We start from the raw sequence: 26,633 nt of genomic DNA on the forward strand, positions 1-26,633 counted from the left end.
TAGCTGTCTGTTCATTTCAGCGTGGCAAGGTAGGCGATCAAGTCGGCACGCTCCGCCGCGCTTTCCACCTGAAAGCCCATGCGCTGCCCGGCCACCAGCTGCTCGGGGTCTTCCAGCCACGCGTTGAGGGTTTGCGGCGTCCAGCGCAATCGCGACCGCGCCAGTTCGTCCGAATATTTGTACCCAGGCAGGCTGCCCACGCGGCGGCCCATCACACCGCGGTGCGCGGGCCCGATCTTGTTGCCGTCGACGGCATGGCATGCCGTACAGCGCGCCTGGTACAGGGCCAGGCCGCGCGCCACGTTGCCGGGCGGCGGCGTGACCCATTCGCGTCCGGACGCCGTTTGGGCCCATAACGGGGCACCGCTCACGCCAAAGAGCGTCAGTGCCGCCACGGTACTAAAAAGATGACGCGCATTGCGCATGAACAGGGAACAAGCAGGCATTCGGCACTCCAGACACTGGTTTTGACGGGTGGGAAAGCCATGCAATCTGCCAGGCCATCCCGCAAGCTGTTCTGAATACGTTGACGGCCGGCCCGCGGATTCAGCCTTTCGAAGAGCGACCCAGCTTCTTTTCGCATCTTTTTTCGTTTCATTGAATCCAGTGAATCCGGTTTTCCGTATTCCACACAGGTTCACTTCCATTGACGCCGGCAACCGGCTTTTTCCTTTTCACCCACAGGATCACCATGCGCCACTCCGTATCACCCCCCCTGATTGCCAGCCTGCTCACCCTGCTTTGCGCCGGCGCCCACGCCGACACCGGCAAACTGCTGTTGACCGGCGGTGTCAGCACCATTGAAGGCGCGGCCGGCGGCGGCCTCACGCCCTGGGCCGTCATCGGCAGCAACGCCACGGCGGGCGAAATTGGCGGCTCTGCCTACGTCACCCACGCCGGCACCACCGACTACGGCCTGAATGTGTACGGCGCGGCCGTCGGCATCCATGACCGCTACGAACTGTCGATTGCGCAGCAGGACTTCAACACCCGCGGCACCGGCGTGGCCCTGGGCCTACCCGGGCTGCACCTGAAACAGACCATCGTGGGCGCCAAGGTTCGCGTGCTGGGCGATGCCGTCCTGGACAGCGACACGCTGATGCCGCAGGTGGCAGTGGGCATGCAGTACAAGACGCTGGGCTCCACCGGGCTGGACCCTACGCTCACCGCACTGGGCGCCAAACGCCACGGCGTGGATGTGTATGTCAGCGCCACCAAACTCTTCCTGGGCCAGAGCCTGCTGCTCAACGGCACGCTGCGCGCAACCAAGGCCAACCAGAACGGCCTGCTGGGCTATGGCGCCACGCTGGGCGGCAGCGAAGACAAGTACACGCTGCAACCGGAATTCTCGGTGGCTTACCTGCTCAGCAAAAACATCGCCATCGGCGCCGAATACCGTTTTATGCGCAACAAGCTCGAGGGCGCCGGCCGCGCGGCCGGCCTGGGCAACGGCCTGCGCTCTGAAGACTGGAAAGACATCTTTATTGCCTGGGCACCGACCAAAAACCTTTCGCTCACGCTGGCGTATGTGGACCTGGGCGTGATCGTGCCTGCCACCACCGGCAGCCGGAAGCAGACCGGCTACTACCTCTCGGCTCAGGTCGCTTTTTAAGCCCGACGAACAACCCCCTTCAAGGAACCGCCCCATGAAAAACCCTTTTGTTTCTTTTGCCCTCGCGGCAAGCCTGTTGACGGCCGGCGCAGCATTTGCCCAGACGGCACCCAAAGACGACCAGCTTTACAAAGCCTTCGGTGAAAAAGCCGGCCTGGTGGCGCTGATGGACGACTTCATGGTTCGCCTGCTGGCCGATCCGCGCACCGGGCCGCATTTCAAGCCGTCGAACCAGCAGCGCGTGAAAGAGCAGCTGGTGGACCAGCTCTGCGCCCTGAGCGGCGGCCCCTGCGTTTACAAGGGTGCGGACATGAAAAGCGCGCACGCCAACCTCGACATCAAGAAGTCGGACTTCCACGCCCTGGTGGAGGTGCTGCAGCAAAGCATGGATGCCAGGGGCATTCCTTTTCGCAAACAGAATGAAATGCTGGCGCTGCTGGCTCCCATGAACCGGGACATCATCACGCCCCCTGAAACGGCGGTCAAACCATGAAAAAAGCGATCCAGCTCACAGCAATTAGCGCGCTCTTCGCCTTCGGCGCAGGGGTTCATGCGGCCAGTCTCACGGTGTCGGTGCTCGACAAAGACGGCAAACCGGTGCCGGATGCCGTGGTCGTGGTGGCACCCGCCAACAAAAGCGCCCAGCCCAGGACGCCGCTGGCCGCGCAGGCCACCATTCACCAGGAAAAGATGCAGTTTGTTCCCGCGGTGACGGTGGTTCCCGTGGGGGCAAAAATTCAGTTTGTGAACAACGACCCCTGGGACCACCACGTGCGCAGCTCGCCCGCCGGTATGGGTCAGTTCAACGCGACGAATGCCGGCTTCGAGCTTCGGCTGGAAGGCAAACCCGACGGAAAGCCGGGCAAGTCCAGTGAAGTGACGCTGGACAGGGCCGGCGTTGTCGGGGCCACCTTGCTGGGCTGTTTTATCCATGGCTCGATGCGCGGCTATATCTACGCCAGTGAATCCCCCTGGGCGGCCAAAACCAGCCCGGAAGGCATCGCGAGTTTTGAGGACCTGCCTGAGGGTGCCGCGCAGCTGAAAGTCTGGCACCCCGACCAGCTGGTGGACATCGTGCCGCAGCAGGTCACGGTGGGCCCCGTGCCGGCCAAAAGCGTCATGCAGCTCACGGTGGTGCCGCGAAGGCGCAGGTCTTGAACGGCCGGCCCCGAGGTTTTTAGCGCCGGCTGTCGTCCTTCTGGGAATCAGGCTCCAGCGGCGACAGGTCGGACGAATAGACCCGGTCGCCGATATGCAGCGCCCGCCCCTTCTCCCAGGCGGCTTCAAAGGCCGCGAGTTCTTCAGCCGTGGCGCGCTCCCGGCGTTGTACCGGTGGCGGTGGGCTGGCCGCATCCTGGCTCGCGGGCAAGGAGACGGGCCGGCTGGGCGCGAAGGCCTGAATCTGCTCATTGATCTGCCAGTACACACCGCTGACCAGCAGGTTGTAACGCGCAGCGGCATTTTTGGCGATAGCCGCACCCACCTCGACCAGCCGGGCCGGCCCACCTTCCCGGTTGTCCAGGAAGTCGGTGGAAAGGTCCACCAGCACCATGTACTGGTGGCCTCGCTTGTCGTTACGCACCACGCGGAATTTGTAGCTGGCCGACAAAATTCCGTGGGCCTGCATCGTGACCTTGATGGCCTCGAACAGCATCTCGCGCCGAAACGCCATGCGCTCGTCAAGGTTCATCTTGACCGGACCCGTCTCAGGCCCCGTGGCATCGTGCTTGGGACTCTTGCTGGCGCTGAAAAGGTTCTTGAGCACGGACATGTCAGGCCTCGCTTCCTCTGGCTTTTGGGTCAGGCTTTTTGGGCGGTGAAAAACACGTAGTCGGCGGTATAGCCTTCCTTGACGCGTTTGCCCGCATCGGCCGGCGCGGTGCAGCCTTTGGCCGGCGCATTGCCGCCCTCGGTGTTCAGGCGCTGCACGCTGGTGACGGTGGCCATCTTGCCGGGCATGCCGGCGGATTTGGCCGTCAGCAATAGCAATGGGATGTCGGCGGGACGCTCGCCGTCGGCGCGCGCTTTTACCGTGCCCACGGTTTTGCTGCCGTCCAGCGCGGTCCAGTTCGGGCCGGCGCCATGCGTGCCGACTTTTTCGTCTTTCTGGTTGAAGAGGTCCGCTTCTGGCGCAACAAACACCCAGGCCCAGCCCTTGTCGCCGGAGCGGCATTCGTAGATCTGCGAGCCCACCGCGTGCCAGGTGAAGGCCACGCGTTCGCCGTCGGCCGGCTTGAGCGCGGCGGGCACCGGCTTGGCATCCATTGGTGCGGCCGGGCCACCGGCGCAGGCGCTTAGCAGCAGTCCAGTACACAACGCGGCAGCGGCAAGGCCTGCGTGAAGCCTGGGTTGGGTGGCGGTTGCTATCGGTGTCATGGCGATCTCCTGAGAGGAGTCCTGCAAATATTGACAGGTCTCCGGGTTAAAAGAAAGTAAAAAAGTCCCAACAACCACATGGCGGAAGGGGGCGTGGGCCGGCGCGGCGCCCGGCCTACCAGGGACAAACGACAGCAAGCGCCGATTGGATGCAGGTTTTTCTGAGAAAAATGCCATAGTCGGGGAAGATTTGCCGCTTGGGCGTAACTCCCTATACTCAGCCGCATGAAACTGGCCCCCGACACGGACACCCGCAGCCTGCAGGCGCTGATTGCCGGCGCAGGGCAAGGCGACCACGCCTGCTTTGCGCAGGTCTATGAACGCACCCACACGCATCTGTTTGGCGTTGCCGTACGTATATTGGGACAAGGACACGCGGCCGAAGATGTGCTGCAAGAGGCTTACGTGAGCATCTGGAAAAATGCCACCGGCTACCGCAGTGAGGTAGACGGGCAAACCATTCAACCCATGACGTGGCTGATTGCCATCGTCCGCAACAAGGCGCTGGACGCCCTGCGCTCCCGCACGCGCCGCAAGGAAAGCGAGTTGCCCGACTCCGGTGATGTGGATGAGGAAGACACCGAAACCACCGCCACACCCACCCCCAGCGCCATGCAGCTGCTGGAACAGGCCACCGAGGCCCTGCACATCGAAGGCTGCATGAGCGCACTGGAAGGCAGCTACCGCCAAAGCCTGGCGCTGGCCTACTACCAGGGCATGTCACATACCGAAGTGGCCGCACAAATGGGCGCGCCGCTGGGCTCGGTGAAAGCCTGGATACGGCGCGGACTCGAAAAACTCAAGGGCTGCCTGGCGGCGCAAGGGGTGGTGGCGTCATGAGATATTCCAGCCCCGAATTGCTCGAACACCTCGCATCGGCCTATGTGCTGGGTACGCTGCAAGATGGCGCGCGCCGCCGCTTTGAGCGCCTGCAGCGCGACCGTGCTGATGTGCGCGTGCGCGTCACACAATGGGAGGCCCGGCTGGGTCAACTCGCCATGTCGGTGCCGGCGCACAAACCGTCTCCCAGGGTGTGGGCTGCGATCGCCGCACGCACCAAACCTGCGGCGCCGCAACAGGCGCCGCAAACAAAACCGTCCTGGCTGGGCTGGCTCAAACCTGCTGGTTTCGGCTTCGGCGGCCTGGCCGCGGGCGTGATCGCGGCAAGCGTGTTTTTTGTCGCCATGCCCACCCTGTTCATGTCCAGCGACCAGATCGCGATGCGCTCCGGCGAAAGGCTGCCGCAAAGCTATGTGGGCCTGCTCACCGACGCCCAGGGCAACGGCAAGCTGCTGGCCAGTTCGCTGCGCCACGGCAAGACCATGACAGTCAAGGTCATAGGCCCGATCACACCACCGGCCACCGGAACCCTGGTGCTGTGGGCGGTGCCGGCCAATGGCCCGGCGTTCTCGCTGGGCGCCGTGCCTACAAGCGGATCGGCGGTTTCCATGCTGCCCGACACCTCGGAAAAGCTGCTGTCCAAAGTCAGCAAGCTGGTGGTAACGCTGGAGACCAGCGCCACACCCGCCAGCCCGAGCGGAACCGTGGTGTTCAGCGGCAATTGCGCCAAGCTGTGGTGAGCGTGGCGGCATCCGGGGGCTCAATCCGGGTAGGTACCGTAAAAAGGAGAACCAGCATGAACGCCAGCCTCAAATTGTTTCTATCCCTCGGTGTGGTCACCGCCACCCTCCTCGGGTGTGCAACACCACCGCCAACCACAGCAACGTCTGCGATCAAGCCCACGGAGTTGCGGCTGGAGTGCGCGGTAGCGAAAGCAGATGTCCCGAACGCCGATTACATCGGCCCCTATGCGAGCGTTGAAAACATCGTCCCCGTGAAACTGATGGCTCAGGACACCTACTGCTCTGACGCCCTGAAGGCCATGCTTTTTCCGCGGGGCTTTGTCTCCATCTATGGCAGCTCCCGTATCCGCGAGAAAAATGCCGCCTGCGACGCGCGCGGTGAGAACTGCAACGACACCATCAGGGCGGCAAACGATGCCATCTACGCAGACATCCGGAATTTTGCTCACGCATGGACCACGCGTTATGGCAAGCAGTATCCGATAATGACGGGTGCGGGCCCGGGCCTGATGGAAGCCGGCAACCGCGGCGCAAAAGAGGCGGGAGGCCCCAGCGTCGGGTACACCACCTACTACGACCGCTCGACGGCCAACGACACGCTGAAACCCTATGGTGGTGACCCCAAGCAGGCCTTGAATGCCTATGTGACCCATGGCCTGATTTTTTCCAGCGTCTCCATCCGCGAGCTGGCGATGATCAAGCACTCGGCCGCCATCGTGATTGCACCAGGAGGGACCGGCACCGAATGGGAAATATTCCAGATCATCGAGATCATCAAAAGCAGGCAGCTGACCAGGGTTCCGGTGTATCTCGTGGGCAATCGCCAAATTCACTGGCAAAGCCTGGACGCGCGCCTGACCGACATGATGGCGCGCAAGACCATCAACAAGGATGAAGTGGCATTTTTGAAGTATGTGGAAACGAGTGCAGAGCTGGTCAAACAACTCAGTGCAGACATGCGGCTCAACTGAGTTATTCAGGCACTCACTCAATGCGACGCATCCGATGAACCTTGTTCGTGGCCTTTTGGACCGGATCATCCTGATTGGCAGGGCGCGCTGCGGGGGAAGACGCCGAGTTTCATGGTGCGCCGCACAGTGACTGTTTTTCTGGTGGTCATGGTGCTCGCTTACCTGGGCATCTGCGCGGCGCTGTTTGCGTTTCAACGCTCGCTGATCTACTTCCCGCAACCGAAGTCATGGGGCGGTCCGGCCACGACACTCCATCTCCAGACACCCGACGCGGCACTCGTGGTCACTGCCCGGCAAACGGCCGGGCCCAAGGCCATCATTTACTTCGGGGGCAATGCCGAAGACGTTTCGCCGAATTTGCCGTCTTTCTCGGAAGCATTTCCAGGCCATGCCCTCTACCTGCTTCACTACCGCGGTTACGGCGGAAGCACCGGAAGCCCCACCGAGGCGGCGCTTCAAAGCGACGCCCTGGCCTTGTTCGACCATGTCAGCCGGACACATTCGGATGTCACCGTGGTTGGCAGGAGTCTGGGTTCAGGCGTTGCGGTCTGGGTGGCCAGCCAGCGGCCGGCGTCGCGCCTGATTCTGGTGACGCCCTACAACAGCATCCAGGAACTGGCAGCGCAGCGCTTTCCCTGGTTTCCCATCCCCTGGCTTCTTGTCGACAAGTTCGAGTCCTGGAAGTACGCGGCCAAAGTCACCGTGCCCACGCTGCTGATTTCGGCCGAACACGATGAAGTCATTCCGAAAGCCAGCACCGACCAGCTGCATGCGCACTTCAAGCATGGCACGGCTGTGCTGAAGATGCTGCCCGGAACCTCCCACAACACGGTCTCGCAGCATCCCCAGTACCTTTCGCTGTTTCAGTCGATGCTGTGAGCATTCAACACCTCTTTGCAAAACAAGCCGGGATGGACCACGCCGCATTCACCACTCAGGGCTTCGCACTTGTTCCGCAGGTGCTGACTGCCGCCCAGTGTGAATCGGCCGCTTCGCGCCTTGCCGGGATTTCCGCCAACTCGGCGGGAACACGTTGCCTGCTGTCGGAGGCCTGGTGCCAGGCGCTTGCGGCAAGGGTGCGCCGGCATCCGTCGCTGGCCTCGATGGTTCCGGCCGATTTCGCTGCGGTGCAGTGCACTTACTTCGAAAAGTCGGTGTCCCGCAACTGGCTGGTGCCGGTGCACCAGGACCTGAGCATCCCGGTGGCGGACCATGTGGAGCATGCAAGCCTGGGCGGCTGGTCGAGGAAGGAAGGCATCCTGTATGTCCAGCCGCCTGTCGAGTTGCTGGAGCAACTGGTGGCGGTACGTTTGCACGTCGACGCCTGCGGCGCGGGAGACGGCCCGCTGCGGGTGGTTCCAGGCTCCCACCTGTACGGCCGAATGGAAGTGAAAGCCGCTGCGGCGGCCCGCCACGCCCAAACCGAGTTCATCTGCATGGCCGGGCAGGGAAGTGCGATGGCCATGCGCCCGCTGCTGCTGCACGCCTCATCCAGGTCCACCGGCGGCAGCATGCGAAGGGTGCTGCATTTTCTGTTCGGGCCGCGCATACTGCCTTTCGGCCTTCAGTGGCAGCGCGCAATATGAATTGGCCGGACAGGCAAGCAGCCCGCCTTCCATTTCACAAGGAAAACGATGAGTGTCTTGAAGATTGCAGCCTTTTCTGACGGAAACACCGGCGGCAACCCCGCCGGCGTGATGGTCGCCGGCCAATTTCCGGATGACCGTGAGATGCAGCAGATCGCTGCGGAGCTTGGCTTCTCGGAAACGGTTTTTGCCGTTGCAAGCGGCGCCGGCTGGCGGGTGCGCTATTTCTCGCCGGAATCCGAAGTACCCTTCTGCGGCCATGCAACGATAGCCCTGGGCGCAGCACTGGCCCTTGAGCATGGCGATGGCGTGTTTGCGCTGACCCTGAACCAGGCCAGCATCACGGTTGAAGGTCGGCGCAACGGGGAGACGATCACCGCCGCGCTGCAATCGCCGCCCACGCGCAGCCAGGCTGCCCCACAGCCGCTGGTGCTGGCCACCCTGGCGCTGTTCGGCTACACACCGGATGACCTGGACCCGCGCATTGCCCCCGCGCTCGCCCACGGCGGCGCAGACCATCTGGTACTGGTTCTGAAGAGCCGCGACAAACTGGCGGCCATGCAATATGACCTGGACACGGGCCGCAAGCTGATGAACAAGGCGGGGCTGGTGACGATCCTTCTGGCCCATGCACAAACTCCCCGGTTTTTTCACACCCGGAATCCGTTTGCTTCCGGCGGCGTGTATGAAGACCCCGCCACAGGTGCAGCCACAGCCGCTTTTGCAGGCTACCTGCGCGACCTGAAGTGGCCGCACGGCGGCGCCATCGATATCGTGCAGGGTGAAGACATGGGCATGCGCTCCTGCCTGCACGCGGAAATTCCACCCGCTTCCGGGGCCTCGATCAAGGTTTCCGGAACGGCCCGGATCATGCACGAGCTGGTTTAGGCCATTTACAAATAAATTACAACTCACCTGCATCTGTTTTACGGTTTTCTTCGTTTGTCATAGGTGCTGGTTTGCAGCGCGTTTCAATCAACCGATATCTCAAGGAGCCCGACATGAACACTTTTTCCATCCGCAACTTCGTCGCATTGCCCGTCATCGCCCTGGCCCTGGCCGGTGCAGCATTGGCGGCCGACATCGAAACCACACCAGCTAAAAACGCCCAGGTTGACGACTTCGCGGCGGGTAAAAAAGCCATCAGCGCCAAGAACTGGTCGGAGGCCGTGAGCAGCTTTAACAAGGTGGTGGCCAAGGACCCGAAAAATGCCGACGCCTACAACTACCTCGGCTATTCCAACCGCTGGATGGGCAAGTACGACGATGCCTTTGCCGCTTACGGCAAGGCGCTGGCGCTGGACCCCAAGCACAAGGGCGCGCTGGAATACTCGGGCATTGCCTACCTGAAGACCAACCAGAAAGCCCAGGCCGACGCGCAGCTGGCCAAGCTGCAGGCGATTTGCGCGACCTGTGAAGAAACCCGCGACCTGGCCAAGGCCGTGGCCGAGTACAAGCCGGCCGCCAAGTAAGCCGCCCTTGAACACCACCATTGCGGCGCGGCATGCGCTGCAATGGTTTCCTGTTGCCACTCACCTCCCGGCGCACACAGAGCGGGTCTCTGGGTGCGCGACCTCTGATGATCTGAAAGAAAACAATGACTGACGCTGATCGCATCAAATACCTGCGCATTGCCCTGGTGCTGATAGGGGTGACGTTCACTTTCGGCTTGTGGCCGCTCACCATCGTCTGGCCTTCAGGCTGGTCGTGGCATGCGGAAGGGCGTTCGTATTACCTGGAGATGATCCTCGCCCTTTATGCGACGCTGGGGATATTCCTCATGCTCGCCGCCCGTAACCCTCTCTTGCACCGCAGCCTCATCTGGTTTACCGTCTGGTCCAGCATTGCACACGGCGGGGTGATGGCAGTGCAGTCGTTTCAGGGCCACCACAACATGGGGCACCTCTGGGGTGATGTCCTGGCGCTGTTCGCGGTGGCGGCTGTGCTGGCATTGCTGACTCCCCGCGAAGCTTAAGCCGAAAGAAATCCCATGCCCAAGCTAACACGCCCTGCCTTCCGGATGCTGCCAACTGCTCTGTTTTTCATAGCTGCTTGCGCACTACCCATATGGGCTGCAGCCGGAAACATTTCCATTCAAGTGCTCGACAAGGAAGGCAAGCCGGCGCCGGACGCCGTAGTCGTCGTGGTGCCTTCCGCCAAAACCGGGGCGCCCCAAAGCCCTTTGCCCGCCCAGGTGACGATCTACCAGGAAAAGATGCGTTTTGTACCGGCCGTCAGCGTGGTGGCGCTGGGCGCCAAGGCCCAGTTCGTCAACAACGATCCGTGGGAACACCATGTGCGCGGCTCGGCCGCCGGCGCAGCGCAGTTCAACGCAACGCCGGGCGAGGGGTTCGAGCTGCGGCTCGACGGCAAGCCCGAAGGCAAACCCGCCAAAACCGCTGACGCCACTTTCAACAAGGCCGGCGCCGTGCTGCTGGGCTGCCACATTCACGGCTCCATGCGCGGCCATGTCTATGTGAGCGAATCGCCCTGGGCCGTGCTGACAGGCGCCGACGGCGTAGCGCAGGTCGAGCAGTTGCCCGAAGGCGCTGCGCAGATCAAGGTCTGGCATGCCGACCAGCTGATCGATATAGCGCCGCAGGCTTATACCGTGACCGCGTCGCCGGGCAAGCTGACCCTGCAGCTCAGCGTGGTGCCGCGGCGGCGACGGATCTAGTGATTGCCACGGAGAAAGCTCGCCGGAAATTTTCCCAAAGCAAACATCTTTCAGGAAAGCGCTGACTCAGGTCTTGCGCAGGCGCGGCGGCCGGATCGGAATCGGATGCAAGGCGGATTTCTTGCCAATGGCGGGCTATTGGCAAGAAATCCAATGCAGCAGGCCGCCCGGGCCCGCTGACCGCGCACCACGGAGGACTTGTTCAGCGCTTCCCTGGCTACTTTTCCTGCAACTTTCAATCAGGCAAAGCCCGCCGGAAATTTCAGAGCTGCGCGAGAACTCTTGCCAATCAAATGAAGTACGCCGAACGCAGCGTACGGATACGGTGGAACTTTCGCCCAGTCGGTGGTTTCGGGCGGCGCCAGGGGTTACTTGTCATACCGCCTCATAAGCATCGTCGATACATCGATGCTGGACATGAATTTCGCTGCGGCTGGTGCTTTCTCGAAGCTCGCCATGGACGCGTTGGCATCGGCGGCGGACCGCCAGTGCACGATCACCAGCCATTCGCCATTTTCGCCCGCCGCGCTCTCACGCGAGACGAACCCAGGCTGCCTCGACACATGCTGCGCCTCGACTTCCTGGTCTACAAGCCGGAACTGCGCCGCCGTAATGCCGGACCTGAGTTTGAAGGTCACGACTTCGATGACCTTGGCCGAAGGTGTTGCGGCAGCGGTATCGCTGGCCTGCATCGCAAACGTGCAGACAACGATGCTGCCATAGAGCCATTTCGAGATGTCCATGAAGTTTTCCTTCTTCAAGTTCAGAACTTGCCGTTCGCGTTCTTCCATTCGGAACGCGGCGCAATGGTTTCGATGGTGTCCCAGTGTTCGGCAATCTTGCCGTTCTGCACGCGGAACAGGTCGTAGAAGCTGGTCGGTTTTCCGGCAAAAATCCCCTCGCTGGCCACCAGCACGAAGTTGCCCTCGCCGAGCACGCGATGGATGCGGTCGTACTTCATGGTGACGCCAGCCGTGGCCATGGCTTGCAACGCCTGACCGAGGCCGGACAGCCCGTCCGCGATCTGGGGGTTGTGCTGAACATAATGATCCCCGTCGTAGTAACCGGCAAGCTTGTCCATCCGGCCATTGACCAGGATGTCCTCGACGAAGGACTTCACAAGTGCTTTGTTCGCGACCGTTTTTTCCAGGTCCGTGGATTGCACAGGCCCGTCGACCATGGTGTGGCCACTCGGGTTGGCTTTGGCCGGCGTTTCCTGCAAATTGTCCCAGTGCTCGACAATCTTGCCATCCTCGAAGCGGAAGATGTCGAAACCGATCTTCGGTCCGAAGAAGTTGTATTCAGTATGGGCGAAGACCAGGTCGCCGTCCTGGAACACACGCACGGTGTTCGCCTTGGCTGATCCCTTGGGCAAGGCTTGCAGGAGCGCACCGAAGCCAGCAAGGCCGTCTGCGGCGGACAGATTGTGCTGAATGTATTTATTGGGGTTGATCACAGCAACCGGCGCAGCGTCGCCGGTTTCGATCGCTTTGAGCAGGGCAACGACCTGTTGTTTTTGAGGGGTCATGGATTCTTTCTTCTTAGATGCGTGAAGGGGTGGATTGCCGGCGCAGGCGGCGAGGCCGGCGATGGTCAATGCCGCCAGGGCCAAACGAAACGGTCGAACGATAGTCATGGTGAAATTCTGCCAATTCATTGTTGAGGGTGTCGGTTCCTGCTCGATGTCTTGCCTATATGAACGAGATGATTCTGTTCGTTTTCCTCGTTGTAGAAAAGATCGAAGCCCTTCAAACAATGATCAAAACTAGGATTTTTACGGATTTCTGCTCTAGACTCCGGAAACATGAAAGCAGCCTCTCCCAATATTCCTGAGATTCGCTTCGACAACCCACGGCTTGCCAAAGTGGGGGTGGAGACGATGACGCTCAAGGAACTCAGGCAACACGCACCCGCACGCGTGCTCTCGGCAACGCAGCGTGTTGATTTCCACCACCTGCTGCTGGTTCAGGAGGGACGATCGCGACACATGGTCGACTTCATTGAACATCCCTTGCAGCCTGGCTCGGTTCTTCTGGTTCGGCCCGGTCAGATACAGCAATGGCAGATGACCAATGAACTGCAAGGGCAGCTCACCCTGATCTCGGCGGAGGCTCTGGCACCTGCCATGGATGCGCCCACCATCGGCCAGGGATTGCTCGGCCTGGACCTATGGCCGAATGTCTCCGCGCCCAGCAAGGAGCTGTTCATCGAGGCCGTGGCCGACAGCAGCAGGCTCAGGGCGGATATCGATCGCTTCGAAGGAACCCTGATCGATGCCTCCATCATCAGGCATGCGGTTCTGACCATGCTCTTGCGGCTTGCCCGCGCGTTGCGCGGCGGGACGGGTACGCCTGAAGCGACACGGGAGGGAGGGATTTACCACCTGTTTCACAGGCTGCTGGAAGCGAACTTCAGGACACGCCCGAGCGTGCTCGATCTGGCAAGGCGGATTGGGTTTTCAGAAAGCACCTTGTCACGTGCTTGCGTGGCGACTGTCGGCCGCACGGCCAAGGACGTGATTGACCGGCGTATTGCCCTGGAGGCCAAGCGGCTCCTGGTTCACAGCAAGGCGACTGTCGCGGAGATCGGACATGAATTGGGATTCATCGAACCCACCAACTTCGTGAAGTTCTTCAGGCGGATCGCACTGGTCACGCCGGCGGCATTCCGAGCCGACCATCTTTCTTGACAGCTGCCCAAGCACGTGTGTCAGCCGCCCGCCTTGGTTGCCGCTATGCTGCGGACGCAGCGCAACACCAAGCAACCTCCCGTCCTGTGAAAACAGGCCCGGCGGGCTTTCTCAGCGGCGATCACGCATTAATGAAGGTCGGCAGACGTTGACAGCACCTTTCACGAAACTTACATTGAAGCTTCCGCACGGAGGCTTTATGTCTGATCCCTCTGACCCGTCCAAGGCATCACTACCTGTCCGGTCGTCGTACTGGCACCCCATCACGCTGGCGCAGTTGCAACGCGTCAAGGACTGGCGCGAGGCGCAACGAGCGGCGCACCCGCTTGAATGCCAGCTCTGGGAGATAGTGCTGACGGCCTGGGTGATGGGCTGGATGGGCTGGTTGCCTGCCTTCACTTTTGAGGCGGCCTGGGCCTACCCACTGTGCGTGCTGGGCACACTGGCGCCGCGGCTGTATGTGTATGCGCGGGCACGGGCGCACATTGCGCGGCGTCTCAGGTGTGACTGGCTGGACCTGGTCGCCTGACTTAGAGTGTGGGCATGAACGCCCCCACCCCACCTGCCCTCACCTGCTTCACCCTCAACACCACCGGCCACATCGCCCACCTGGTGCTGAACCGCCCCGAGGCGATGAACACCATGCACCCGACCTTCTGGCGCGAGCTGGATGCGGTGCTCACACACATCCACAAGGCCGGCGAGGCGCGCGTGCTGGTGATCTCCAGCACCGGCAAGCACTTCAGCGCCGGCATGGCACTGGAAACCTTTGGCAGCGACATCGCCATGGACGACCAGAGCCCCGAGGGCCGCGCCGCCATCTTTGACATGCTGGGCGACATGCAGGCCACCTTCACCAAGCTCGAAACCCTGCGCATTCCGGTGATCGCCGCCATCCAGGGCGGCTGCATAGGCGGAGCGGTCGACATGGTGACGGCCTGCTGCCTGCGCTACGCCACGGCCGACGCATTCTTCTGCATCCAGGAAATCAACATCGGCATGGTGGCCGACGTGGGCACCTTGCAGCGCCTGCCCAAACTGGTGCCGCTGGCGGTCGTCAAGGAATTGGCTTACACCGGGCGGCGAATGCCGGCGGCCAAAGCGCTGGGCTACGGCCTCGTCAATGAAGTGTTTGACTCAGCCGAGGCGATGCTGGCGGCCGCCATGCAATGCGCCGGCGAGATTGCCACCAAGCCGCCGGTGGCCATCTGGGGCACCAAGCAGGCCATCCACTACACGCGTGACCACTCGGTGGATGACGCGCTCAAACAAATGGGCTGGCTGCAGGGCGCGATCTGGAGTAACGCGCATGTCCGTGAGGCGGTTACCGCCATGAAGGAAAAGCGCGCGGCGAGCTTTCCCGGGCTTTCACCGATCAAGAATTTCAATGAATTCGGCCTCTAGCCTATACAAAACTTGCGCAAGCAGCTATTAATTTAATAGCAACCTGCATTGGCAATTATTGGCGGGCTGTGCGAATGGCAGGCGGCAGCGCCTGCGGATGGCTGGTGCGAAACGGGTTGATGTCCAGCCCGCCGCGGCGCGTGTAGCGTGCATACACTGAGAGCTTCATGGGTTTGCAGCGCGTCCAGATGTCCATGAAGATGCGTTCCACACATTGTTCATGGAACTCGTTGTGGTTGCGAAAGCTCACCAGGTATTGCAGCAGGCCTTCCTGGTTGATCTGCGGGCCGGCATAGCGAATCTGCACACTGCCCCAGTCGGGCTGGCCAGTGACCAGGCAATTGCTTTTGAGCAGGTTGCTGGTCAGCGTCTCTTCCACCGGCGGCTCGTCGAACTCGGCAAACAGCAGCTCGGGCGTAGGCGTGAAATGAATGCACTCCACGTCCAGCCTGTCCAGGTTCAGGCCGTCGAGTTCATGCACGGGTTCGCGGTCGAACAGCTCGGGGCCCAGCGTCTTGATGCCCACGCCCATACCGACAGCACCGTTCAGGTCGGCGCGAATGCGTTCGCGCACATCGCGCGCATCGGCAAAGCGCGTGTTGTTGAAGCTGTTGAGGTAAAGCTTGAAGGACTTGCTCTCCACAATGTTCGGCGACTCGCAGGGCACGGTGATGTGGGCCAGTGCCACCTGCGGCTTGCCGCGCATATTGAGCCAGCTCAGCTCAAATGCCGTCCACATGTCTGCGCCGAAAAACGGCGGCGTGCCGGTGACGCCGATCTCGGCACGCTTGCCTTCGCGCGGTATCGGGAACAGCAGCGAGGCGTCGTACTGGTCGATATAGGCAGACGTTTTGCCGAGCTGGGATTGTTCAGGGGTGTTCATGCACCCATTTTCGCCGCTAACCGCCGCCATGCTGAAAGCGGCCGTACAAAGCCCCAAGCTATGGGGCTGTATCAGCTTGCCGCTTTGAAGTGGGGAATCAGCAGAGCCAGCAAACGGTCGACAACACCCGGCGGCAAATCGTGGCCCATGCCTTCAATGCTTTCGAAGCGTGCACCGGGAATGCGCCTGGCCGTGTCCTGCCCGCAGGCCATAGGCACCAGCCGGTCTGCCTGGCCATGCACCACCAGCGTCGGCGCCGTCACCCTGGCAAGTGCCGAGGCGCGCGTGCTGTCAGCGGCAACGGCCACCATCTGGCGAAGAATGCCCTGCGGATGAAAGCTGCGCTGCGCCGCAGCAGCGACTTTTTCGCGAATCTCGGCGTCGTTCATGGGAAAGCCCGGGCTGCCGATGGCCTTGAGCAGCTTCACCGTATGGTCGATGGCGGCCTGCACACCCCTGCCGGCAGGCCGGCTGAGCAGCACACGGGCCACCGCCGGACTGGCTTCCGGCAGGCCGCGCGCACCGCTGGAGCTCATGATGCTGGTCAGGCTGAGCAGGCGCGATGGAGCCAGCACCGCGACGCGCTGCGCGATCATGCCGCCCATGCTCACACCCACCACATGTGCCTTGCCGATGTGCAGCGCGTCCAGCACGCCCACGGTGTCGGCGGCCATGTCTTCAATGCTGTAGGGCGGCCGGATACGCCAGCCCATACGGAACTTGAGCCCCTCCCACAAAAGGCTGGGCGAGCCGAGGTAGTCGAAGTGCTGCGAAAGGCCGATATCGCGGTTGTCAAAGCGCACCACACGAAAGCCCGCATCAGCAATTGCCTGCACCATGGCCGGCGGCCAGGCAATCAGCTGCATGCCCAGCCCCATGATGAGCAACACCACAGGCCGGCCGGTTGCGTCGCCTGGGTGGGTGTCTTCAATCTCGATGGATATGTTGTTTGCGGTGATTTTCATAGTGGATTATGTACACCCCTGTTGAGGCTCACTGCGTGTAGCCTCCTCTCCCCTTGCAGGGGACGGGCGCCTGCGGCCTGGCAAAGCCAGTTCCGCGGCCCCACCTGGGGTGGTAGCCCCCATGAGACGGGTATTAAACAAATTCGCGTTCTCGTAGCCACTTGGTGGCAATCCATTTCTCGCCAGTGGTAACCGGCTCGCCGCCATGCAGCGTGAGGCTGGAAGGCAGTGCCTGCGGGTAACTGAAAAACACCGCATTGCCGCGCCGCGGCGCCACCCGCACCTCGATATCGGGGAACACCGTGGCGCCGCCTTCCTCGGGCTCATGCAGGTACATGATGAGCGTCGCCACGCGCTGACCGCCACGCTGCAGTATGGCGGGCGTGCCGGGTTCGGTCGGGTCAAAGTAGTCGTAGTGCGGCTTGTATTCGGTGCCAGGCCCGTAGTGGAGCACCTGCAGCCCTTCGCCGTTTTCCTGCGGCCAGCCGAAGATTCTGGCAATGCGCGCCTCCACCTGGCGCACCACGGCGTTTTCAGCGCGCCTGAAAAACATGCCCTCGCTGGTACGGTCAGGGTTGAGCTCCTCTCCGCCGGTCTTGGTGTCTACCGTCAGCGAACGTACCAGCCGCGGCCGGGCGGCCTCCATCAGCGCCTCGCATTCACTCGGGCCCAGCAGGTTGCCCAGCACGATGACATTGGGCACCTGGGCGAAAAAAAGTATTTCCACCCACTTGTCGCCGGCATCGACCATGTTGTTGGTGACCGGCAAAGCCAGCGCAGGCACAACCACTGCGGCGAGATCTTCGGGCGTCAGCCGCACCGCCCGCGTGGCGGCGTCGCGGCTCCAGCCGGCTGCCAGCATGGCGTTAAATATCTCGTCCCTGGAGTGGCCGAGGTTTGCCTGCGCCGTCATCCACGCCAGCACTTCCGGCGTGAGCTGCTGGTCGGTGCGGGCGGGCGTGCTCATGCGGGACTGGGCTGCTCAGGCGGCCTGCTTGCGCCGGAACACGAGCCGGTCGGGTTCGGACACTTTGGAGTCAAACCGGTAGCCTTCGGCGTCAAAGCCTTCGAGCTTCTTGACGGTAGTCAGCTTCTTTTCAATCGCATGGCGCACCATGAGCCCACGGGCGCGCTTGGCAAAAAAACTGATGACCTTGTACTTGCCGGCCTTGTATTCCTCAAAGACGCAGCTCACCACGCGCGCCTTGAGCGTCTTGCGGTCCACGGCCTTGAAGTATTCCTCGCTGGCGAGATTGACGATGACCGGTGTGGTGTGGGCAGCGGCGCGCTCGTTCAGGTAGGCGGAGATTTGTGAGCCCCAGAACTGGTAAAGATTTTTGCCTTGGGGTGTGGCCAGCGGCGTGCCCATTTCAAGCCGGTAGGGCTGCATGCGGTCCAGCGGGCGCAGCACGCCGTAAAGGCCGCTCAGAATGCAAACGTGCTCCTGCGCCCAGGCGAGTTGTGCGTCGCCTAGCGTTTTTGCATCGAGGCCGCCATACACATCGCCGTCAAATGCCAGCGCGGCCTGTTTGGAATTCTTCGCGGTGAATTTCGGCGACCAGGCCTGGTAGCGCGCGACATTCAGGCCTGCGAGCGAATCTGACAGCTTCATCAGTTCGCTGATCTGCTGCGGGGTCCGTGTTTTGAGCACGTCAATCAACTGGTCCGACTGGCGGGTGAAGAGGGGTTGGGTGTGGGTCGCGACGTGCGGCGGCGTGTCGTAGTCCAGGGATTTGGCCGGCGAGATGAGAAACAGCATGCTTTGAGTCGTAGGGGTAAGGCAAGTAAGGCGAAACCCCCACTTTACGACAGGAGGATGGCGCCACGGCCATGAACCTTCAACTACTGCAGATCGCAGGCCAAAGAGGCGAGCGTTTCCGCTGCAATCGTCGTATGCGCCGGGTAATGCGTGTGGTCGCAGCCGAGCTTGACACTGGCGCCTGCCTTGACGGCCGCGCACATGGCCGGGTCCAGCTCAAAGCGCACAAAGTGCACGGCCGAGGTCTTCTCGTCGTTTTCGCGGTCCATGTCTTCGTCAGCAATGGCGTAAACACGCTTGTGGCCTTCGACTTCGACGAACATGCGGTCTTCCACACCGATGAGCCGGGCCAGTTCGCGCTTGCGTTCGTTGACGTCGGGGTACTCCAGCATCAGTGTGCCCTTCCAGTTGCTGCCGTCGGGCATCAATGGGGCATAGGCTTCGATCTCCTGCTCTATGCCCTCTTCTTCAAAGATTTTCTCGACGCGCAGCATTTCCTGGATCTGGTAGCGGATGCTGGTTTCGCTTTCAAACTGCAGGTTGATGTGCTCACCCAGGCGCACGCTGCGCAGCTTGCGGTGGGCGATGATGGCCGGCTTGTTCTCCTTGCGGTATTTGCTGTAGGCCTCCAGCGTCATCAGGGATTCGCGGGTGATCTTTCCGGTGGTCTTCATGGTGTGATCTCATTTCAGGCCGTAGGCCGTGCGTATCAGCGTGAGCGGGTGCTTTTGCGGCGGTGCACCCAGGCTGTTGACGTCAAAGCCCTGGGCGATGTGGTGGCCGCCCAGCGGGCAGTCGCTGCTGATGACGTCAGGCAGGCCGCCGTCTTTGTGGCTGGCCATGGCTTTAAAAAGCGGCTTGCCGATCTTCATGGCCTGCTGGTGGTAGGGCACCTTCACGCCAAAGGTGCCGGCGTGGCCCGAGCAGCGCTCATGCGTGTGCACACTGGTGCCCGGCACCATCTTGAGCATTTCCTCGGTTTTCTTGCCGATGTTCTGTACGCGGCCATGGCAGGGGATCTGGTAGCTGATCTTGCCCAGCGGCGTGCTGAATTCGGTCTTGAGCAGGCCGTCGCGCTTGCGGGCCATCAGGTATTCAAACGGGTCCCACATGTGTTCCTTGACGAGCTGCACGTCGGCATCGTCGGGATACATCAGCGGCAGCTCCTGCTTGAACATCAGCGTGCAGCTGGGTACGGCGCTCAGGATGGCGTAGCCCTCTTTGGCGTATTTCACCAGCACCGGGATGTTGGCCTCCTTGCTGGTGTTCACCGAAGCGAGGTCGCCGAGCTCCAGCTTGGGCATGCCGCAGCATTTTTCTTTTTCGACCAGCACATAGGGCACTTCGTTGTGGTCCAGCACCTTGAGCAGGTCGTCACCTATGCCAGGCTCGTTGTAGTTGATGTAGCAGGTGGAATAAATCACGACCTTGCCGGGCGTCTTGGCGCCGTCTTTCACCGCATGCGGTGGCGACTCAAGCGCGCCTGAGCGGAATTTCTTCGTGGCCAGGTCGGGCAGCCAGGCGTTTTTGTCGACGCCCAGCACTTTTTCCATCACGGCGCGGGCCGGTTTGGTTTTGTTGACCGCGTTGGCCACCTGGACCACGATGGGAATGCCCGCGAACTGGCCGTGCACATCGGTGGACGACAAAAACCGTTCACCCGCACCCACTTCGCCCTTCTTGAACTTGATGGCTTTGGCGCGCAGCATGGTGTGGGGAAAGTCGAGGTTGAACTCGTGCGGCGGCACATAAGGGCACTTGGTCATGTAGCAGAGGTCGCACATGTAGCACTGGTCGACCACTTTCATGTAGTCCTTCTTGTCCACACCATCAACCTCGCCGGTCTTGCTTTCGTCGACCAGGTCAAACAGCGTAGGGAAAGCGCCGCACAAACTCACGCAGCGGCGGCACCCATGGCAGATGTCGAAGATGCGTTCCATCTCGTGAAGGGCCGCGTCTTCGTTGTAGAAGTCCGGGTTTTTCCAGTCGATCGCGTGGCGCGTGGGCGCCTGGAGGTTGCCTTCTGTGGCCATGCTTGCCTCTTCTTTTGAATCTCAGGTGGGGGTTTGAGAAAAGACTCTCGTGCGAAATCTTTTCCAAAACCCGCCACGCCTCGCGGCGCAGCGAGGGACACGCTTGTCCAGTCAGTCGACCAGTTCGGCCAGCGCTTTGCTGTAGCGGTTGGCGTGTGAACGCTCGGCCTTGGCCAGGGTTTCAAACCAGTCGGCCACTTCATCATGGCCTTCGTCGCGTGCGGTTTTGGCCATGCCGGGGTACATGTCGGTGTACTCGTGCGTTTCGCCAGCCACAGCGGACTTGAGGTTGTCGCGCGTGGCGCCAAACGGCAGGCCGGTCGCGGGGTCGCCGCACTGTTCCAGCCATTCGAGGTGGCCGTGGGCGTGGCCGGTTTCACCTTCCGCAGTGGAACGGAATAGCGCCGCGACATCAGGTTGACCCTCAACGTCGGCCTTGTTCGCGAAATACAGGTAGCGGCGGTTGGCCTGTGATTCGCCGGCAAATGCGGCTTTCAGGTTCTCTTCCGTCCTGGAGCCTTTAAGAGCAGCCATGGAAATCTCCTTCGTGGGTTGATGAACGAACAAATCGTCAATGCTTCAAACCCACGCCCGACTTCTGGCGCAGGACCGAAGACCTAAACACCATAGACCTGTTGGAGGGATTCGTCTAATTGCCGGAATCAATGCATGCCATTAATTAAAACTATCAAATTAATATTATTAATAAATTTAACAAATTAAAGAAGGGCAACCATAGCCAGCGACGTACGGCAGACAAATTCATCGTATCAATTACGTTATGGTAAATTTATTACGGATAGGTAAACAATACTGTCCGAGTTGCCCACCGCACCGGGCCTCCAGGAAAAGCGCGTGCCGGCGCCTCGCATTTGCTACTCTTTTGATAGCTGCTTGCGCTTGACCGGTATGGCTAAAACGCCTAAAACACGTAAGAACCGCAGGAACAATCCATGCCGGAGACAAGCACAAAAGGCAGCGCCGCTGCGGCCACACTGCCGGCCGCGTTCACCAACGGCTATGAATTTGCCCAAGGCACGGGCTACACCCTGCCCGAATACCCATTCGTGGAACCGCCCGAGCTGCAAACAGGCGAGGTCAAACGGCACGGCGTCGTCATCGTTGGCGGCGGCATCACCGGCCTGACGCTGGCCTGTGCGCTGGCGCAGTACGGCATCAAGGCCTTGCTGCTGGACGAAGACAACACCGTGGGCGTGAAGGGCGCGTCGTCGCGCGGCATTTGTTATGCCCAGAAAACCCTGGAAATCTTCAAGCGCCTGGGCATTTACGAGCGCATCGCCGCCAAAGGGGTGCAGTGGAGCGTGGGCCGCACCTTTGCGGGCGCCGACGAGGTGTATTCGTTTGACCTGCGCCAGCAGCAAACGCATTCACTGAGCCGGCAACCGCCCTTTATCAATATCCAGCAGTTTTATGTCGAGGGCTTCCTGGTGGAGCAGCTCTACCGACCCGCGCCTGAGGACCGCCTCATTGATCTCCGCTGGAGCCACCGCGTCACGGCCTTTGAGCAAAACGACGACTTCGCGACGCTGCAGCTTGAAACGCCTGCGGGCAGCTACACCCTGCAGGCCGAACATGTGATCGATTGCACGGGCTCGCGCAGCCCGTTTCGCGCCTGGTGCGGTGCGACGGTCACCGCGCAAAAGGGCGACGACCGCTGGTGCATTGCCGACGTACGCTTTAAAAACCCGCCGCCGGTGGAGCGCCATACCTGGATCGAAGCACCTTTTAACGAAGGCCGCGCCGTGTGGCAACACCTGATGGCCGACGGTGTCTGGCGCATCGACTACCAGATGCCGCCGCACGCCAACCCCGAAGAAGTCAGCCGTGAGGACGTGGTGCGCGCCCGCCTGAAGGCGCAGTTCAAAAGCCAGGCGGGACAGGTGCTGGACGATGGTGACTATGAAATCGTCTGGGTCGGCCCCTATGCCTACCGCAGCGAATGCCTCGACAAGCTGCGCCATGGCCGCGTGTTCTTTGCCGGTGACGCGGCCCATGTGATGAGCCCCTTCGGCGCACGCGGCGGCAATTCGGGCGTTCAGGACGCCGACAACCTGGCGTGGAAGCTGGCCGCTGTGCTGCAAGGCCGCGCCGCGCCCGCATTGCTCGACAGCTATCACCACGAAAGGCATGAGGCGGCGAAGCACAACGTGCTGGTCACCAACCGCACCGCGCGCTTTCTGCGGCCGGCCGATGGCGCGGAGCGGCTGTTTCGCACGGCGGCATTGGATCTGGCGCGTGAGCACCCGTTTGCCCGGCAGCTGGTGAACACCGGGCGCATGTCGACGCCCAACCACTACACGCGGTCCGGCGTCTGCGGGCCTGCGGGCGGGCGGGCCACGCAGAACGCGGGCTTCTCCTGGGCCGATGGCAGCTCAGGCGAGCTGCTGGACTTGTTGACGTGGGCTCATGGGCGCCTGCTGCTGCTGGTGTTTGGCGATGTATCCGGCGCCGGGCTGGCGCGGCTGGCGGCGCTTTCCAGGGAAGCGGACGTGCGCTGCGTGCAAGTGCTCGGGCCCGGCGAGAAAGCCGCCGCAAGGGAGCACGTGATCGACCGCGAAGGTCATCTGCAGACGACCTGCCATGTTTTTGGCCATGCCTGGGCGCTGCTGCGGCCCGACGGACACGTCGCCGCAACGGGCGAAAGTACGGATGCCTCGGTGGTTCACGCCGTCGCAAGCGCCATGGGTGCGGGCGCCCGCCACGAAACAAGGGATCCATCATGAAGCCAGACAGCCCCCTGATCACCCGCCTGCATTTTCAGGACGCCGATGCGTTTTACGAATACCTGCTGGACGCCCACCAGGGCCTCTCCCGGGAGGAATCCGAGCTGCTCAATGCCCGGCTGATCCTGCTGATGGCCAACCAGCTGGGCGACACCGCGGTACTGCAGGCTTGCGTGGCCGCGGCCCGCCAAGCCTGAGCGCTACAAGGGCTAACGGCCGGCAAACGCAACGGCCAGCCCCAGTCGAATAAAATCAGCGGAGTTTCACCCAACCCAAGGCGGCATCCCTTCGATGCCGTTTTTCATTGCCCCATGACCAACGCTGCCGCCCCTGCCCTTGCCGATACCGCCAACACAGCCCCCGAGGCCGTGAAAGTCTCCACGCCGGGGCTGGACGGCCTGGCCAAGTCCTTCGAGCCGGCCGCGATTGAAAGCCGCTGGGGCCCCGAGTGGGAGCAAAGCGGCCAGTACGAACCCACGCTGGACGCGGCCAAGCCTTCGTTTTCCATCCAGCTGCCGCCGCCCAATGTGACAGGCACGCTGCACATGGGCCATGCCTTCAACCAGACCATCATGGATTCGCTCACGCGTTACCACCGCATGCGCGGCCACAACACCCTGTGGGTGCCCGGCACCGACCACGCCGGCATCGCCACGCAGATCGTGGTGGAGCGCAAGCTGCAGGGCGAGGGTAAAAGCCGCCACGACCTGGGCCGCAAGAATTTCGTCGCCAAGGTGTGGGAATGGAAGGAAGAGTCCGGCACCACCATCACGCGCCAGATGCGCCGCATGGGTGACTCGGTGGCCTGGAAGCACGAGTACTTCACCATGGACCCGAAGATGTCGACGGTCGTCACCTCGACCTTTGTGCAGCTTTACAAGCAGGGCCTGATTTATCGCGGCAAGCGCCTGGTGAACTGGGACCCGATCCTGAAGTCCGCCGTGTCCGACCTGGAAGTCGAGAACGAAGAGCGCGACAGCTTCATGTGGCACATCGAGTACCCCTTCAGCGACGGCCCGCAGAAAGCCGCTGACGGCTCGGCGCTGCGCGGCATGCACATTGCCACCACACGGCCCGAAACCATGCTGGCCGACGGTGCGCTGGCGGTGCACCCGGACGACGAGCGCTACAAGCACCTGGTCGGCAAGATGGTCGACCTGCCGCTGTGTGACCGGAAAATTCCGGTGATCACCGATGACTATGTCGACCCCGAATTCGGTAGCGGCGTGGTGAAGATCACCGGCGCGCACGACTTCAACGACTACCAGGTCGCCCTGCGCCACAACCTGCCGCTGATCACCATCTTCACCCTGGACGCGAAGATCAACGAGAACGGCCCGGTGCAATACCAGGGCCTGGACCGTTATGACTGCCGCAAGGCCGTGCTGAAAGACCTGGAAGCCCAAGGCTTCCTCGAAAAAGCCGTGCCACACAAAAACATGGTGCCGGTGTGCGCGCGCACCGGCGCGGTGGTCGAGCCCATGCTGACCGACCAGTGGTTTGTGGCGCTCAGCAAGGTGAGTGAACAGGACCCGACCGGAAAATCCATTTCGCAAAAGGCGCGCGATGCGGTGGCCAGCGGCGACGTGAAGTTCGTGCCTGAGCAATGGGTCAACACCTACAACCAGTGGATGAACAACATCCAGGACTGGTGCATCTCGCGCCAGCTCTGGTGGGGCCACCAGATCCCGGCCTGGTACGACGAAGACGGCAAGATTTACGTCGCTGAAAACGAGGCAGCAGCACAGGCCCAGGCGCCCGGTAGAAAACTCACGCGCGATGAAGATGTACTCGACACCTGGTACTCATCGGCGCTCGTTCCTTTTTCTTCATTGGGCTGGCCTGAGAAGACGAAAGAGCTCGATCTCTTTCTGCCATCAAGCGTGCTGGTCACCGGCTACGACATCATCTTTTTCTGGGTCGCCCGGATGATCATGATGACCACGCACTTCACCGGTCAGGTGCCGTTCAAACACGTGTACATCCACGGCCTGGTGAAAGACGCACAGGGCAAGAAGATGAGCAAGTCCGAAGGCAATGTGCTGGACCCGGTCGATCTGATCGATGGCATCGAACTGGCACCCTTGCTGGAAAAACGGTCGCAAGGCCTGCGCAAGCCCGAGACCGCGCCGCAGGTGCGCAAGAACACCGAGAAAGAATTTCCGGCCGGCATCCCCGGCTACGGTGCCGACGCGCTACGCTTTACGTTCGCTTCGCTCGCGAGCCTGGGACGCAGCATCAACTTCGACAGCAAGCGCTGCGAGGGGTATCGCAATTTCTGCAACAAGCTCTGGAACGCAACGCGCTTCACGCTGATGAATTGCGAGGGCCAGGACTGCGGGCTGGAAGACCACACCAAAGAGCAATGCGCACCCGGCGGCGAATTCCACAATTACCTGAGTTTCTCGCAGGCCGATCGCTGGATTTCATCGACCATGCAGCGCGTGGAAGCCGACGTGGCCAAAGGCTTTGCCGACTACCGCCTCGACAACGTCGCTGGAAGCATTTACCAATTCGTCTGGGACGAATTCTGCGACTGGTACCTCGAAATTGCCAAGGTGCAGATACAGACCGGCACCGACGCGCAAAAGCGCGCCACACGCCGCACGCTGATCCGCACACTCGAAGCCATCCTGCGGCTGGCGCATCCGGTGATTCCGTTCATCACGGAAGAGCTGTGGCAAACCGTGGCGCCCGTCGCCGGCAAAACAGGCAAATTCATCGGCGTCGCGCCTTACCCGCAAAGCCAGCCCGAGAAAATTGACGTGGTAGCAGAAGCGCATGTCATCAAACTCAAGACGCTCGTGGATGCCTGCCGCAATCTGCGCGGTGAGATGAAGGTGTCTCCGGCTACCCGCATGCCGCTTTATGTGCTGGGTGACACCGCCTTTATGCAGGGCGTCGCCCCGGTGCTCAAGGCACTGGCCAAACTCAGCGAAGTGAAGGTGTTCGACGACGAAGCCAGTTGGGCCGCTGCAGCGCAGTCTGCACCTGTGGCCATCGTCGGCGAAGCGCGCCTGTGCCTTTACATGGAAGTCGATCTGGCGGCAGAAAAGATTCGCCTGCAAAAGGAAGAAACCCGCCTGGCAGGAGAAATCACCAAGTCCGAAACCAAGCTCGCCAATGAAGCCTTCGTCAACAAGGTGCCCCCGGCCGTACTGGAACAGGAACGCAAGCGCCTGGCCGATAACCAGGCAGCCCTGGCCAAGATTCGCGAACAACTGACACGTTTGAAATAAGCGCCAGACCACCACCAGTAAAAAGCCCCGCATTGCGGGGCTTTTTTTATTGATCGGGATGCGAAGCGAGCCCCCGTAAGACCCGCGAGCTGCGTATACGCCAAGACCAGTC

General features: G+C 61.6%; 30 protein-coding genes. 18 read left to right on the forward strand and 12 right to left on the reverse strand.

The window, feature by feature from the left end:
• Positions 1-11: 11 nt before the first annotated feature.
• Positions 12-446, reverse strand: coding sequence for a c-type cytochrome (locus AC1DZE_RS15990; RefSeq protein WP_477672280.1), 435 nt, complete (start codon positions 444-446; stop codon positions 12-14).
• A gap of 245 nt (positions 447-691) precedes the next feature.
• Between AC1DZE_RS15990 and AC1DZE_RS15995 the strand changes: the two genes are divergently transcribed.
• Genes AC1DZE_RS15995 through AC1DZE_RS16005 form a run of 3 tightly spaced genes read left to right on the forward strand, consistent with a single transcriptional unit; the run spans position 692 to position 2,770 of the window.
• Complete coding sequence (locus AC1DZE_RS15995) at positions 692-1,612, forward strand: DUF3034 family protein (RefSeq protein WP_477700281.1); 921 nt, start codon at positions 692-694, stop codon at positions 1,610-1,612.
• Between the two features lie 34 nt (positions 1,613-1,646).
• Positions 1,647-2,105, forward strand: coding sequence for a group I truncated hemoglobin (locus AC1DZE_RS16000; protein WP_477674412.1), 459 nt, complete (start codon positions 1,647-1,649; stop codon positions 2,103-2,105).
• Positions 2,102-2,770 (forward strand): cupredoxin domain-containing protein, encoded by a 669-nt coding sequence (locus tag AC1DZE_RS16005; protein WP_477674411.1) that lies wholly within the window; start codon positions 2,102-2,104, stop codon positions 2,768-2,770. The genes AC1DZE_RS16000 and AC1DZE_RS16005 overlap by 4 nt, the downstream gene beginning before the upstream one ends.
• Before the next feature lie 19 nt (positions 2,771-2,789).
• On the opposite strand, the gene AC1DZE_RS16010 is transcribed toward AC1DZE_RS16005, so the two are convergent.
• Positions 2,790-3,383 carry a hypothetical protein gene (locus tag AC1DZE_RS16010; RefSeq protein ID WP_477671260.1) on the reverse strand — a complete coding sequence of 198 codons (594 nt, stop codon included), beginning with the start codon at positions 3,381-3,383 and terminating at the stop codon, positions 2,790-2,792.
• 29 nt (positions 3,384-3,412) lie between these two features.
• Entirely contained in the window at positions 3,413-3,988 is a 576-nt protein-coding gene (locus tag AC1DZE_RS16015) for a DUF3455 domain-containing protein (RefSeq protein ID WP_477671259.1), read from the reverse strand.
• 225 nt (positions 3,989-4,213) lie between these two features.
• Here AC1DZE_RS16015 and AC1DZE_RS16020 point away from each other — a divergent pair, with 225 nt between their 5' ends.
• The 9 genes from AC1DZE_RS16020 (at position 4,214) to AC1DZE_RS16060 (ending at position 10,805) form a co-directional block, all read left to right on the forward strand.
• Positions 4,214-4,828: an RNA polymerase sigma factor gene (locus AC1DZE_RS16020; protein WP_477671258.1), complete on the forward strand. Its 615-nt coding sequence runs from the start codon at positions 4,214-4,216 to the stop codon at positions 4,826-4,828.
• The gene (locus tag AC1DZE_RS16025; RefSeq protein WP_477671257.1) at positions 4,825-5,568 is read left to right on the forward strand and encodes an anti-sigma factor; all 744 of its coding nucleotides are present in this window, start codon (positions 4,825-4,827) and stop codon (positions 5,566-5,568) included. Before AC1DZE_RS16020 ends, AC1DZE_RS16025 begins: the two co-directional genes overlap by 4 nt.
• 56 nt (positions 5,569-5,624) lie before the next feature.
• Complete coding sequence (locus AC1DZE_RS16030; protein WP_477673297.1) at positions 5,625-6,542, forward strand: LOG family protein; 918 nt, start codon at positions 5,625-5,627, stop codon at positions 6,540-6,542.
• A gap of 111 nt (positions 6,543-6,653) precedes the next feature.
• Complete coding sequence (locus AC1DZE_RS16035; RefSeq protein WP_477673298.1) at positions 6,654-7,421, forward strand: alpha/beta hydrolase; 768 nt, start codon at positions 6,654-6,656, stop codon at positions 7,419-7,421.
• Between the two features lie 32 nt (positions 7,422-7,453).
• Positions 7,454-8,128, forward strand: coding sequence for a phytanoyl-CoA dioxygenase family protein (locus AC1DZE_RS16040; RefSeq protein WP_477673299.1), 675 nt, complete (start codon positions 7,454-7,456; stop codon positions 8,126-8,128).
• A gap of 48 nt (positions 8,129-8,176) precedes the next feature.
• Positions 8,177-9,016, forward strand: coding sequence for a PhzF family phenazine biosynthesis protein (locus tag AC1DZE_RS16045; RefSeq protein ID WP_477700282.1), 840 nt, complete (start codon positions 8,177-8,179; stop codon positions 9,014-9,016).
• Between the two features lie 113 nt (positions 9,017-9,129).
• Positions 9,130-9,600: a tetratricopeptide repeat protein gene (locus tag AC1DZE_RS16050; RefSeq protein ID WP_477700283.1), complete on the forward strand. Its 471-nt coding sequence runs from the start codon at positions 9,130-9,132 to the stop codon at positions 9,598-9,600.
• Positions 9,601-9,725: 125 nt separating this feature from the next.
• Entirely contained in the window at positions 9,726-10,103 is a 378-nt protein-coding gene (locus tag AC1DZE_RS16055; protein ID WP_477672880.1) for a DUF6632 domain-containing protein, read from the forward strand.
• Between the two features lie 123 nt (positions 10,104-10,226).
• Positions 10,227-10,805: a cupredoxin domain-containing protein gene (locus tag AC1DZE_RS16060; protein WP_477672881.1), complete on the forward strand. Its 579-nt coding sequence runs from the start codon at positions 10,227-10,229 to the stop codon at positions 10,803-10,805.
• Between the two features lie 368 nt (positions 10,806-11,173).
• Here AC1DZE_RS16060 and AC1DZE_RS16065 read toward each other — a convergent pair whose 3' ends face one another.
• A complete protein-coding gene (locus AC1DZE_RS16065) occupies positions 11,174-11,548 on the reverse strand; it encodes an antibiotic biosynthesis monooxygenase family protein (RefSeq protein WP_477672882.1) in 375 nt (124 codons plus the stop codon).
• A gap of 20 nt (positions 11,549-11,568) precedes the next feature.
• Positions 11,569-12,441: a nuclear transport factor 2 family protein gene (locus tag AC1DZE_RS16070; RefSeq protein ID WP_477672883.1), complete on the reverse strand. Its 873-nt coding sequence runs from the start codon at positions 12,439-12,441 to the stop codon at positions 11,569-11,571.
• 168 nt (positions 12,442-12,609) lie between these two features.
• Between AC1DZE_RS16070 and AC1DZE_RS16075 the strand changes: the two genes are divergently transcribed.
• From AC1DZE_RS16075 to AC1DZE_RS16085, 3 genes are all read left to right on the forward strand, one after another.
• Complete coding sequence (locus AC1DZE_RS16075; RefSeq protein WP_477672884.1) at positions 12,610-13,494, forward strand: AraC family transcriptional regulator; 885 nt, start codon at positions 12,610-12,612, stop codon at positions 13,492-13,494.
• A gap of 199 nt (positions 13,495-13,693) precedes the next feature.
• Positions 13,694-14,023, forward strand: coding sequence for a hypothetical protein (locus AC1DZE_RS16080; RefSeq protein WP_477672885.1), 330 nt, complete (start codon positions 13,694-13,696; stop codon positions 14,021-14,023).
• Positions 14,024-14,037: 14 nt separating this feature from the next.
• Positions 14,038-14,898, forward strand: coding sequence for an enoyl-CoA hydratase-related protein (locus AC1DZE_RS16085; protein WP_477672886.1), 861 nt, complete (start codon positions 14,038-14,040; stop codon positions 14,896-14,898).
• Between the two features lie 55 nt (positions 14,899-14,953).
• Here AC1DZE_RS16085 and queF read toward each other — a convergent pair whose 3' ends face one another.
• The 7 genes from queF to AC1DZE_RS16120 all read right to left on the reverse strand — a co-directional run bounded on the left by queF (position 14,954) and on the right by AC1DZE_RS16120 (position 21,072).
• Entirely contained in the window at positions 14,954-15,781 is an 828-nt protein-coding gene (queF, locus tag AC1DZE_RS16090; RefSeq protein ID WP_477700284.1) for an NADPH-dependent 7-cyano-7-deazaguanine reductase QueF, read from the reverse strand.
• Between the two features lie 71 nt (positions 15,782-15,852).
• Positions 15,853-16,746: an alpha/beta fold hydrolase gene (locus AC1DZE_RS16095; protein WP_477700285.1), complete on the reverse strand. Its 894-nt coding sequence runs from the start codon at positions 16,744-16,746 to the stop codon at positions 15,853-15,855.
• Between the two features lie 133 nt (positions 16,747-16,879).
• The gene (locus AC1DZE_RS16100) at positions 16,880-17,713 is read right to left on the reverse strand and encodes a 2OG-Fe(II) oxygenase (protein WP_477673068.1); all 834 of its coding nucleotides are present in this window, start codon (positions 17,711-17,713) and stop codon (positions 16,880-16,882) included.
• A gap of 15 nt (positions 17,714-17,728) precedes the next feature.
• On the reverse strand, positions 17,729-18,505 hold the full coding sequence (yaaA, locus tag AC1DZE_RS16105) for a peroxide stress protein YaaA (protein ID WP_477673067.1): 777 nt from the start codon (positions 18,503-18,505) through the stop codon (positions 17,729-17,731).
• 83 nt (positions 18,506-18,588) lie between these two features.
• Complete coding sequence (locus tag AC1DZE_RS16110; protein ID WP_477700286.1) at positions 18,589-19,179, reverse strand: DUF3501 family protein; 591 nt, start codon at positions 19,177-19,179, stop codon at positions 18,589-18,591.
• A gap of 9 nt (positions 19,180-19,188) precedes the next feature.
• The gene (locus tag AC1DZE_RS16115) at positions 19,189-20,538 is read right to left on the reverse strand and encodes a (Fe-S)-binding protein (protein ID WP_477700287.1); all 1,350 of its coding nucleotides are present in this window, start codon (positions 20,536-20,538) and stop codon (positions 19,189-19,191) included.
• Between the two features lie 111 nt (positions 20,539-20,649).
• Entirely contained in the window at positions 20,650-21,072 is a 423-nt protein-coding gene (locus AC1DZE_RS16120; protein WP_007867167.1) for a rubrerythrin family protein, read from the reverse strand.
• Between the two features lie 419 nt (positions 21,073-21,491).
• Here AC1DZE_RS16120 and AC1DZE_RS16125 point away from each other — a divergent pair, with 419 nt between their 5' ends.
• The 3 genes from AC1DZE_RS16125 (at position 21,492) to AC1DZE_RS16135 (ending at position 26,521) form a co-directional block, all read left to right on the forward strand.
• Entirely contained in the window at positions 21,492-23,282 is a 1,791-nt protein-coding gene (locus AC1DZE_RS16125; protein WP_477700288.1) for an FAD-dependent oxidoreductase, read from the forward strand.
• Complete coding sequence (locus AC1DZE_RS16130; RefSeq protein ID WP_477672933.1) at positions 23,279-23,479, forward strand: DUF2783 domain-containing protein; 201 nt, start codon at positions 23,279-23,281, stop codon at positions 23,477-23,479. The genes AC1DZE_RS16125 and AC1DZE_RS16130 overlap by 4 nt, the downstream gene beginning before the upstream one ends.
• Before the next feature lie 114 nt (positions 23,480-23,593).
• Positions 23,594-26,521: a valine--tRNA ligase gene (locus AC1DZE_RS16135; RefSeq protein WP_477672932.1), complete on the forward strand. Its 2,928-nt coding sequence runs from the start codon at positions 23,594-23,596 to the stop codon at positions 26,519-26,521.
• Positions 26,522-26,633 lie beyond the last annotated feature (112 nt).

This window comes from Polaromonas sp. P1_F1 (assembly GCF_056405795.1).